The following is an 11,927-nucleotide window of genomic DNA, read 5'->3' as shown; positions in this document are numbered from 1 at the left end:
TTTTATTAAAATGCGTAATTACTAGTGGTTTGTGAGGACACAAACCACGGCCCACGCCACGGTCAGTGTCCTCACTGACCGAGAAAAGAAATAATTTTGATGCCGGCTTATTATGAAACAGCCCCCCATAAAAAAACTGCCGCAGACAAAACGCTGCGGCAGAAAATCTGTAAAAAAGCAGTATTCTTTAATTCTTACTGAACCTGAAATTAGCAAAATAAAACACAATGGGCTGAGCCGGCGCCGTAAACGCTGTAGAGGTTTCGCCCCCGATATTGAGCACCAAAACCCGGTTATGCCGGCCCACCGCCTGGGAAAGATCCAGCCTTACATCATACCAGGTCTGGAGTGCGGCATCGGGCAGCTTATAATCGGACTTCCCGAGATCCCATCCCTGCTGTCCAAAAGTACTTTCTGTACCAAATGCCCATAAGTAGTTCATAAACCGGGGCCACAGGATCTGGTAATCCTTATAGTTATTGGATATATCCGTCTTTGGCGGACCGTACACTTTAAAACGGATGTATTTATACTGCGATACATTAAACTCATACTCCTTCGGCAGCATCATTACAATGGAAGCATCTTTGGCCAAGATCGTTCCTTTAAACACATTTTGCAGATCCGTACCTGCGGGATACTCGGAAGCTACAGGCTTGGGATCCATGTAAAACGCAGCGGTTTGTACCCGCCCATCAATAAAGAAGCGGTCATAAGGTATCAGCTCATCATTCGGCAGGGGTACCAGCTCCACGATCCCTTTATCTACATAAGGCTGCAGCAAAGCGTCAATACCCAGGGAACCGGGGATATATTTCACCTTGGTTAGCTGGCCGGCCTCCAGCATATCCAGGAGGAAAAATACGTTTGCCTCGGGCATATCACCCACACGCCGTGCAAAACTAACCTGGCTTCCGCCTCCGATCGTTTTGGTAACGCTGTTCCTGTTATACGCATTCGTTTTCATCTGGAACAGTGTACCCCCGGTAAGATCAATCTCTTTTACATTCGGAAAATAAAAAATATCCTGTAAGGTAAGGGTATGTACGGGGAAGGTAAGCTTTTGAACAGAAGCTGTTCCGTTTGCAGTGAAGTCAGTAACACCGTTCGCTTTAAGAATATCGGCCTCTGCAGGTTTAAACACTGTGGTGGGCGTGGGCGTATTGATCTGGAGGGTTTGGTCCAGGGTAACAGTATCCAGGATGGGCACATTGTTTACCTTGGGAACGACCTTATATTTGATCGCTATCTGTGCCGCCTCTCCCTGAACAAGATTGGCCATAAAGATCCTGGGTTTGTCCCTCCGCTCGCCGGTCTTCACCTCGCCGAACCGATCCTTATAGCTATAACTCAGGCCATAATAATTGGACAAAATAGAGGACAATCCTGTTGGCCAGTCAAGAGCAACAGTAGAAGGAGATGCCAGCACCCTCGGCGCTGCCATCTGCAGCAGTTCCAGATCACTGGATGTGTAGGGAATCACCCCTATTTCCTGGGGCACCGATTTATTCTCAAACTCATCGATCGTATACACTTTAATACGATACAATTTTGATTGTTTCAGATCTGTAACATTTACCCAGGACACCACAGAGTCCTTAACGATCTTTACATTATCATACTCTATAACCGTTTTCTTGGCCTTGCCGAGGTTCATCCCGGAAGCCGGGATCCTTCCGGCCCTGGACAGATCAAGCTCCACCCGCTCGTAACCGATACGGGCAACGATCGTATCAAATTTCCCCGGGTAAACCACTTCTCCCGCATATTTGTCAATGTTATCATACATTTTACCGCAGGCGGCTATCGTAACGGTTATTACCGATAGACAAACCAGCAGGTGTATATATCTTTTTTTGCTCATAAAGTCTCTTTTTTTGGCAAATGATCAATTCTTTTTTCTACCATAAAGTGTTACCTCAGAAAGGCAGTTTGCATCCGCAAGGGTGTAGTTGCTGGTGAACCCCATTACGGCCTCGTACCGGATCCAACGGGTAGGCTTGGTATATTGCGGGTTATCCGGGTACATATAGGCCATATCACCGGCTTCTCCCATTTTCACAAACTCCAGTTCGGTAAGGCCCACGGGAACATCAATTTTCTTTTGCATTACCGTATCCCATTTGTTCTGAGTATCGTTCCAGGTATAGAACCGGTAGATCCCTACGTTTTCTGTCTTATAATATTGCCCGCGGATGATATTCGCCAATCCCCCGGAGTGCCGCTGCACGGTTACGATCCGGCTGATCTCATAATAGTCGCCCAGGTCGATCATCAGGTTCCAGGGCATATTTCCATCAACCGCCTTACCGGTACGTCCACGGCTTTGTGTATGCATAAAATTCAGGTTATCGCCCCGGTCGATGATCCCGTCAATAACCTTGGCGGTCCTGCCCTCCAAACCGTCACCAAAAACCATGGGAACCCCACCAATGGTATCATTGGCATTCGGCAATTTCCAGGCCAGCTTCGGGATCACCACATCTTCCAGCAGGGTCAATTCGCCTTTATCGATGGGGGTGGTCATATTGCCATATTTATCTTCTACCCTTACTTTTACTTTCACTTTACCGTCTGCACCCAGGACCAGGTCGTTGACAAACCGGCGATCCTGCTCAAGATTAGATGAGAAAACTGTTGTCAATTTTCGATCGGCGCCATTTTGCTTAAACTCATAATCCACATAAACATTAATGTTCTGCTTCAGCTCATTTTTCCAATCCACAAAGAAAGAGCTGAATCCGGCTCTAGCCGTCATGGAGTTAGCCACCCTCGAATAAGCCGGCTCCAGGGATACCACATCTACTTCCACAGGCTGCGACCGGTTTCCGGACCTGTCTACTGCATAGAGTTTTACCTTTTGCGGATCAATACTGGCAAAGCCATAAACATCCAGTGAATCCTGGAAATAGGAAGACATAAACTTAAAGACCTCGTTGTTTTTATTGGTATACTCCGCTTCTACTCCAACCAGGTCCTCATCAGTAGGTATGGTGTAAAAAAAGCGGGCGCCGCCATATAAAGGCGTATATTTTTTCAATGTAACGGCGCCGGGGGGCGTTTTGTCGTTGCCCTGGGTCTTAAAACCTTCTGTTTTAGAACATCCCATGACTACCAGTACGCAAAGAAACAACTGGAAGGCAAGTATTCTTTTTTCCATAATAACTTTATATTTCATTTTCAATATTGTAATTACCATCCCGGGTTCTGAATCAGTTTGCCGTTTGTATTCATCTCATTCAGATCAATAGGCCACAGGCAATCCGTGATCGTAAATTTCCGCTGTTGTTTTACTTCCAGGTTAAAGAACGTTTTAGCGTCTGCTCCTGTAACCGTCCATCCCCAAACTGGTGCGGAGAAGGCCGCCGGTGCACGTTTATGCCGGATCATATCCCAGTAGTGCTGCCCTTCAAAAGCCAGCTCTACAGAGCGCTCATAAAGGATAATATCCCGGAGCCCCTCTTTTGTTAAATGTTTACCGGGGTCACGTGTAAGACTAGGGTCGGCCCAAACAGCTTCCACATCCGGTATCCCGGCACGGCGGCGTATTTTATTGATCTCGTTATATACTTCGCTGCTTGGCCCGGAATATTCATTGAGTGCTTCTGCCCTCATCAAATAGAGGTCTGCCATCCGGATAAGCGGGTAAGGGAATTTGATCGTCCGCTGCCAGGCACCCGACATGGACTCCGGGTGTACCATTTTTTGTACCCCGATCCCCGTGGTTAAATAGTCTGTGGCATTGATTGATGAGTTAAACCCACCATCGGAGTTCGCAAACATTTTGGTGTTGATCCGTACCGTATGCGCCCTCCAGAATCCGCCGGTGATGCCCAGGTTGGCGTAGAAGCGCGGCTCCCGGTTCATATAAAGGTTGATCGTTTCTGCACCCGGCTGCATATATCCCATGAGCGGTCTATACTCTGCATCAGCCGCGCCGGGTGTTGTTAACTGTTCATACTTCAGGTTCATATCAAAGGTCCGGTCCTCATCCAGGGGCAGACCATTCTTTGTATAGTAGCGTTCGGCCATCTGGTAAGTAGCGGCCAGCCACTGCCATGAAAATGTTGCCGAATTGGTAACGCCGTCTCCATAACCCAATGGCAGGCGGATATTGGTGGAGTGTGCTATTTCGCCCTGGCCATAGTAATTCAGGTTGGAGTAGCCCCATACCACTTCCTTGTTCCAGGGATCACAGATCAACATCCGCAGATCATACAGGGTCTTCATTTTGTCGCCATTCAACCGGAAGGCCGCTGAATCATAGAGGTAGGGTTGCTTTTCATAAGTATAAAGGCCATGGCCATTTCCTTCTGCAGATGCAATGGCGGCATTAATAGCATCAATGGCCAATTTCCATTTTTCCCGGTCATATTCCATGGAGAAAAACGGTTTACCATCGCTATCCAGGAAATCCCCGAAATACTCCCGGTTACCATTGTAAAAAGGACTGGCCCTGAAAAACAATACTTTCGCCTTAATGGCCAGTGCTACCATCTTATCGATCTGCCCGAGATCGTTCTCACCGGCCCTCTCTTTTAGCTGGGGAATGGCTTCGTCCATCAGGTCCAGCACAAATTTGAAACAGTCTTCTACTTTGGAGCGGGGAATAAAAAGCTCTTCCTTGGAAGATTCGGGAGTGGCCATTTTTGTCGGCAGCACTACCGGGCCATAATAGCGTATCAGCAGGAAAACATAATAGGCTTTCATCATTTTCACCTGCGCCTTCCAGTCGTTGCGTTCTGTCTCCGTCATGTCGCTTACCCGGTCAATATTCTGTAAGAACACGTCGCATTGACGAATCCCCTGGTAAAGCGGGGTAGCACCGTTGTTGCCCGACCAGTAGCCCAGCTGCGGAGATGATTTCGACTGTAAACCCCGCATGACCCTTATCCCATGAATGTTGCCGGTAACGTCATTTAAATCCAGGCGGCCGATCCATTCATCGCCCAACAGCCAGGAGGTGTTGTGTGTATTATCATCCGGAGGCATATAGCTGTATACCTTGGCCAGGGCGTTCCAGGCGTCTTCCTTTTTCTGGAAAATATTTTCAAGCCGCATGGTATTATCCGGCACCACGTCCAGGAATTTGGAGCAGGAAACACCCCCGGTCAGCAAAAGAGTAAATAGAATAATTTTATACAATTTCATAATCATTTTTTTAGAACATCACTTGAATACCAAAGGCAAATCTTCTGTTAGGAGGGTAACCCAATCCATTACGTCCCATTTCCGGATCCCAGAGCTTAAAGGGAGTAAATACTGCCGCATTTTCCGTACTTATGTAGGTGCGGGTACCGGGCGAAATGCCAATCCGCTTCAGCAGGGATGCGGGAGGGCTATACCCCACTTCTACCTTCTTTAATCTTAAAAAAGAGCCGTCTCTCAGCCACCAGGACGATTGCTGTGTATTATTGTCCATCGGATCCGTGGAAAGGCGGGGCCAGAAAGCATGAATATTGGGGTTGGTTTCGCTCCAGTGATCATCGGCAATAAGGGCTAAGGCATTTCTTCTGCTGGCAAACGGAGCAATGCCTCCATCCCCTGCGCCAGCGTTAATAAAGAAAGAAACGCGGGAGTTACCCTGGAAGAAAAAGTTCAGGTCAAAATTCTTAAAAGAGGCGGAGGCGCCAAAACCGTACTGGATCTCCGGAACCGTAGGATAGCCCATGGCCACCCGGTCGTTGGCGTTGATCACTCCATCGCCATTTACGTCTTTATATTTAATATCCCCGGCCATATAGCGACCAAAATCCTGTTTGGGGGAGTTGGCAATTTCTGCAGAATCTACAAAAAGCCGCTCCGCCACTAAGCCCCATTGCTGGTTAATATTGCTTCCCAGGCGTCTCAGGTAGGCATCGGAATAATTTTTTTCATCAATTTCCACCAGTTTATTGGTGGCATAGGTAAAGTTACCCATGATCTGAACCATCAGGCCATTCTGAAATGATTTGGAATAATCCACATGCGCCTCAAACCCTTTTGATGAAACCTTTCCCACGTTTCCGCTGATAGAAGCTTCCAGCCCTGCCGTAGATGGGAAGTTCTGGCGCTGCATGTAGATCCCGGATCTCATATCCCTGTAAAAATCGATCTGGAATTTCACCGCATCCTTGAACAGGTTCAGATCCATCCCCAGGTTCAGTTTTTTAGAAAGTTCCCAGGTAATATCAGGGTTTGCATAGCGGTTGATGGTATAGCCGGGATAGGCATTCATAAAGGAACTGCCCCAGCGGTAGGCACCACCGCCCAGCTCTATATCCGATAAATAGAAGAAACGGCCGCTGCGGCCAGCGATCGCATCGTTACCTACCAGTCCCCAGGTACCCCTGAACTTCAGTGTGCTTACCACATCTTTTATAGGCTCCCAGAAATCTTCATTGGAAACCAGGTAGCCACCACCAAAGGAGGGGAAGAATCCAAAGCGGGTATTGCTTGAGAATTTTTCGGAACCGTTATAACCATACGTAAATTCAAAGAAGTAGCGGTTGTCATAGTTATAGGTTGCCCGGCCGGAGTTACCCAGGTTCCGCTCGGGGAGCGTTTCGTAAATTGAATTACTGTTACCCGCGGTAAGCAGCTTTTCATCCGACATACCCACCGTCATTAACCCGATATTGTGCCGGCCAAAAGTCCGGTCATAATTCAGCATTACCTGGAAGTAATAGTGCCCGTTGGCATCCCTCCCGGGGAGTACGTTCCCCAAATAGGGGCTGCCATCGTTGGGGTTCAGGTCAAACAGTTTGTACTCACCCGTAACCTGGTTATAGCTTTCGAGGTCAAAATAATACGGATTATAGCTGCGGCGGCCGGAGTATTTGCTCCAGGTATCCACGGAAGCGCGGGCCTCCAGTTTTAAGCCCCGGGTAATAAATTTCAGGTCCTGGTAAAGCGTAGCATTGGTAGTGATATCACTCTCGTTGCGTCCTTCATACCCCCGCACCATTTCCGCATAAGGATTGCGTTTCAGCCCTCCACCCAGATAGGTGTTTCCAAACAGGGTATAATCCGCGCTTGAATGCTTTTCATCCGGCTCATAGGTGGCCGGAAAATCTACCGGGTTGGTGTTCATTACCATATTATATACATCGGTAGCAGAAACAAAAGGACCGTTATACCGCTCAAAACGTCCCTGGATCCTTGTATCCAGCTTGGTAGTAGGCGTCAGCTTAAAGATCACATTGGAGCGGATGTAAAACCGGTTGATGTCGATATTATTATTAAAGTTGTTCCTTTTGTCCACCTTCAGTAACCCGGATTCCTTATCAATACCAAGCGCAACATAATAAGTAGCCACCTGTCCGCCGCCGTTGATATTTAAGTTGAGCTTTTTATTTTGCGTTGTTTGATTAAATAAGGTGTTGTACCAGTCGATATTGGGGAAGATCATGGGATTCTCTCCGCTGGCGGTTGATTGAATTTTTTGCTCGGAATAATACGCCCCCAGGATAGGATCCCTGGATATACGGGCTTCATTATAAAGCTTCATATAGGACACCCCATCCAGCATTTTTGGAATTCTTGAGGAAGCGCTCACATTCAGGTCAAAACGGGCACTCAGCCGTACCGGCCCTTCTTTTCCCGATTTTGTATTGACCATGATGATACCATTGGCCCCCCGGGCACCATACAGTACCGTAGCCGAAGCATCTTTTAAAATAGAAAAGGACTCAATATCATCCGGCTGAAGACGGGCTAATACATCCGTGGAGGATTCAAATCCATCAATCAAAATGAGCGGTGATGCCTGGTACCCGAAGGTGGTTACCCCCCGGATAAAGAACTGGGCATTATCTGCACCCGGCTCGCCCGAAGGAGAAAAGGAGATCATCCCCGGGATACGGCCCGCAAAAGAGCTGGTAAAATTGGAAGAGGGGATCCGGAGATCCTCTACACTCACCGTGGTAACAGCACCCACCACGCTGGTTTTCTTCTGCTTACCAAAGGCTACCACGGTAACCTCATCCATTTCGCTTTTGCCGGCATACATTACGACCTCAAGGATGCTTTTTTCACTAACAACGACGGTCTGATCTCTTCTTCCTACATGGGAGAACAAAACAGAGTCGCCGGAGGCAGCATCAATTTTAAACTCGCCGTTCTGGTTGGAGGCTGTTTGAAAACTCGTTTTCAGGTTGGTTATGGTAGCCCCTGCTATAACGGTACCATCATCTGCATTCTTAACTACTCCCGTGATACTCCTGGTTTGCGCAAATCCTGTTGCAAAACAAAAGAGCAACAAAAGAGCCCCTAGTAATCTCTTTAGAAACATTGGACTGTTTAGTTTAAGTTTATTTTTATATATTCTGGTTTGCTTTTTAGTTTATTGGCAAGGCCAAACAATCGTTGCTGCAAATAACTAAAATAAAATGAAACAAAATGAAATATTTTTAATAATTAAATAAAAATTAAAAATAATTCAGCAATGTTAACTCATTGTTAAATAGAATCAAAAAAAATATTGAAAAATCGATTTTTTGACGCCCGACTGATGTTTGATTTGCAATAACAGGCATTCATTTGTGTTACAATCCGTAAAATACAGGTAAGATTCTAAAACATTTTTTAAATCTTCCTCGGGGCCGGTTATAGCCCTGTATATTTTGCAATCGTTTATTTATGAGAAAAGGTCGCGTCAGCTGTCTTTCAGGGTGCTGGGATCTGTTTCCGGCTCCGGCAAACCTAAGCCGGCAATTTCTGTATAAACAGATTCACTAACCCTGAAGCCCCATTTCCGGAAGAACCGGCTTAAGTTCCTGCCGGAAATCGTACAGGCCTTTAACATAAAGTAGCGCATTTTATCGGCATCCGCAGACAAATCAGGTCTTTCCGACCGGGTCTGCTGATGCAGCCTGATATAAAAGTTATCGCCAAACGCCAGCCATAATTGATGAAACATAAACAGCCGGGTAAAATTACCATCTGCCATCTGGGTATTGGAGTTGAAATCTTTGTTGGGATCGGTTAACGCCAGAAAATTCATCGCATTCGTTGTGGGAGCGCCCTTTAGCCGCGTTGCACCGCCGCCATTGATCGCCCGCTCCGCTGCCATTGTATAAATATTTACGGTTACTTCCCCCAATACCGACCATTTCCATGCCTGCTGCTGACGCATATGTCCCAGCTCATGCCAGGCGCCCCAGCCGCTTGCGATGATCTTTTGAGCGGTTAGTGCCTCATCCATCAGGCCCGGCGCAAACCATGTACGGTAGTAGCTCGCAGCTCCCCACAGGCCGCGTTTATTTGACTCCGTCATCAGGATCTTATGGGTGGGTAACTGGTGTTCAGGTGCAGACCCGTCCAGCCCGCTGATATAATTTTCGCCCTTATCAACACCTTTATCAATCGTTTGTAATATAAAATTAGCGGCATCGCTGCCGGTACTGAGCGCACGGCTCCTTTTAACAACAAGGTATACATTTTTATTAAGCAGCAAGGCTGCCGGCGCCCCGGTATAAGTATTGAGCTGCGCCTGCCAGTCAACGGTTTCATCTTTTATAAATACCGGCGCCCTTACCGCACCGGTCTGAAACGTGATCCGCACTTTAGCCGCAGGGGTACCCGTTGTGGTATAACGGACCCACAGCAGGCCTCCCAGCGGATCAGCCGCAATGGTATTGGTTCCTGCTGTAAGCTTCACCGATAAAGGATCCCAGCGAAGCGTATCAAAAGAGTACGTGCCGATCAGCAGTTTGGGAAGTGCACTCCCCGCAAGCTGTTCAACCTTTAATGTTAATACGGTATTGGGCGGCAGGTAAAAACCGGTAGGCTCAAAATCAGACCAGGGATTGCCCTGCCGCAGCCGGTCAACCGATTCCTTAAAAGCATCTGTTTTTTCATTAAACTCCTGTATTTCGGAGCCAATTGCATTTTTTGCTACCTTCACCGGAGTATCCGTATTTTTTGGATTGCCTGGCTCCCCGCCCGGAACAGGACGCTCTTCAGCTTTTACCGGGGCTGCCTTTTGGCAGCCAAGGACCATAAATATTAAAAGGCTGGCAACCAACCAGGGCTTCATAAATACCGATAATCTCATAATGACCTGCAGATTTTTGAATAATGATTCCGCAAGAACTGTGCTCAACTATTGAACAACCGATTGCACAGTACTGGTAAATATAAGGAGCCGATCAGAAAAGCGGCCCCGGTTTTAAAATAGTACATAAGAAGATGAGTTCCGACCAACCACATTTTGAAGATTTTTGCTCCGCGGCCATCCACGGAGTACAGGATGAAGGCAGCCTGCGCAGCCATGCGATCCCCATTCATGCCACATCTACCTTTGTATTTGACAGTGCCGAACAGGGCATGAACCGCTTTGCCGGCACGGAGCCGGGGTATATTTACTCCCGCTTTGCCAATCCTACTACAACTGCCGCCGAAAAACTGGTGGCCGCGCTGGAGGCCTTTGGACTGAAAAACGAACGGAACGAGCCGCTGCAATTAAAAACACTGCTTCATGCCAGCGGGCAGGGCGCTCTTTCCACACTTTGTTTTTCGCTGCTGAAAAGCGGGGATATGGTGCTGACCAATACGGCACTCTATGGCGGCACGCATGAGTTTTTTGCATACCTGCTGTCTAAATCCGGCATTGATACATGCTTTATCGACCTTTCCGACCTGGATGCCGTAGATGCGGCCCTGCAACAGCACCCGCAGATCCGGTTGATTCATATTGAATCGCCCACCAACCCGCTGATGGGTTGCACTGACATTGAGGCAATCTGTAAACTGGCAGCTCCCTATGGTATAAAAGTGAGTATTGATAATACCTTTGCCACCCCCTACCTGCAGCAGCCTTTTGCATTTGGAGTGGACTTCGTATACCACTCAACCACTAAATTCTTAAATGGTCATGGCACGGCCATTGGAGGTGCGCTCGTTGGAAAAGACATCGAATTTATGAAGACTACTGCCACAAAAACCTTCAAACTGCTGGGCGCCAACGCCAATCCCTTTGACGCGTTTTTGCTCATCAATGGTATTAAGACCCTCCCCCTGCGAATGCGCCAGCACAGTGCCAATGCGGAACGCGTTGCCACCTGGCTGGATGCACACCCTTCTGTAGCTAAAGTGAACTATAACGGGCTGAAAACACACCCTGACTATGCACTAAGCACCCGCCAGATGCGGCACCCCGGCGCTGTGCTCAGCTTTGAATTAAAGGGAGGCATCGCTGCCGGCAAACAGTTCATCAACCGCCTGCAGATGTGCACCCGGGCCGTATCCCTGGGTACGGTGGATACATTAATCTCACACCCGGCATCAATGTCACATGCCATCATGAAACCCGAAGAACGGTTAAAAGCGGGCATTACCGACGGACTGATCCGGATGAGCGTGGGCATTGAAGCCGCGGATGATATTCTAGCCGACCTGCAACAGGCGCTTGCCGGGTTACCTGCTTAATCTGACACGAACCCCGGACGCAAAACAAGTAAATGCCCAGGCTCCAGGAATGAACGGGTATAAAAATACAGCAAGGGGCCTACGGGCATTACCACGATCATCGGTACAAGGTTTGACAGGAAATTCAGCCATTTTGAACCAAACCAGTCGATATAGGATCCATATAAGCACAAACTTGCAAGCGTCAGTAAAAAAATCAGCACGGCCAGTATGCGGCTGGGTACACGCAAACAACGGGAAAAGAATAAAAGGCTGCTTACAATAAACCCCTGAACCACGCCCAGTAAAATAATGGTTTGTAAAAAACGCTCCATAAAAGTAATTCACCGGTAAAATAATCATTTTCCGGCAGAAAGGGATCGACGCCGGTATAACGGCCGGAACAAACATTTCTTAAAGGCGCTGCCAGTCACTTTTCGCTGCAGCGCTTTTATCTTTACAGGAGTTCCACCCGCTACATTAAAAAAAAACAGTATAAATAAACAACAGGGACTCACACCGCATGGCACGCTTCTTGG

The 11,927-nt window shown here is 47.8% G+C and carries 7 protein-coding genes; 1 reads left to right on the top strand and 6 read right to left on the bottom strand.

Features of this window, described 5'->3' with window-relative positions:
• Positions 1 to 187: 187 nt before the first annotated feature.
• From BLS44_RS25190 to BLS44_RS25170, 5 genes are all read right to left on the bottom strand, one after another.
• Entirely contained in the window at positions 188 to 1,864 is a 1,677-nt protein-coding gene (locus BLS44_RS25190; RefSeq protein WP_245729436.1) for a DUF4998 domain-containing protein, read from the bottom strand.
• 24 nt (positions 1,865 to 1,888) lie between these two features.
• Positions 1,889 to 3,160: a DUF4959 domain-containing protein gene (locus BLS44_RS25185; protein WP_245729434.1), complete on the bottom strand. Its 1,272-nt coding sequence runs from the start codon at positions 3,158 to 3,160 to the stop codon at positions 1,889 to 1,891.
• 32 nt (positions 3,161 to 3,192) lie between these two features.
• Positions 3,193 to 5,151: a RagB/SusD family nutrient uptake outer membrane protein gene (locus tag BLS44_RS25180; protein WP_090393535.1), complete on the bottom strand. Its 1,959-nt coding sequence runs from the start codon at positions 5,149 to 5,151 to the stop codon at positions 3,193 to 3,195.
• 10 nt (positions 5,152 to 5,161) lie between these two features.
• On the bottom strand, positions 5,162 to 8,272 hold the full coding sequence (locus tag BLS44_RS25175) for a SusC/RagA family TonB-linked outer membrane protein (protein WP_090393530.1): 3,111 nt from the start codon (positions 8,270 to 8,272) through the stop codon (positions 5,162 to 5,164).
• A 363-nt stretch (positions 8,273 to 8,635) separates the two neighbouring features.
• The gene (locus BLS44_RS25170) at positions 8,636 to 10,036 is read right to left on the bottom strand and encodes a M60 family metallopeptidase (RefSeq protein ID WP_090393529.1); all 1,401 of its coding nucleotides are present in this window, start codon (positions 10,034 to 10,036) and stop codon (positions 8,636 to 8,638) included.
• 134 nt (positions 10,037 to 10,170) lie between these two features.
• Between BLS44_RS25170 and BLS44_RS25165 the strand changes: the two genes are divergently transcribed.
• A complete protein-coding gene (locus tag BLS44_RS25165) occupies positions 10,171 to 11,409 on the top strand; it encodes a trans-sulfuration enzyme family protein (protein WP_090393528.1) in 1,239 nt (412 codons plus the stop codon).
• Here the strand turns inward: BLS44_RS25165 and BLS44_RS25160 are convergent.
• On the bottom strand, positions 11,406 to 11,723 hold the full coding sequence (locus tag BLS44_RS25160; RefSeq protein ID WP_090393527.1) for a hypothetical protein: 318 nt from the start codon (positions 11,721 to 11,723) through the stop codon (positions 11,406 to 11,408). The genes BLS44_RS25165 and BLS44_RS25160 overlap by 4 nt on opposite strands.
• Positions 11,724 to 11,927 lie beyond the last annotated feature (204 nt).

The sequence above is a fragment of the Niabella drilacis genome (assembly GCF_900101395.1).
GTDB classification, from domain to species: Bacteria; Bacteroidota; Bacteroidia; order Chitinophagales; family Chitinophagaceae; genus Niabella; species Niabella drilacis.
Note: the sequence above shows the minus strand (reverse complement) of the source record. Positions and strands in the feature narration are given on the sequence as shown.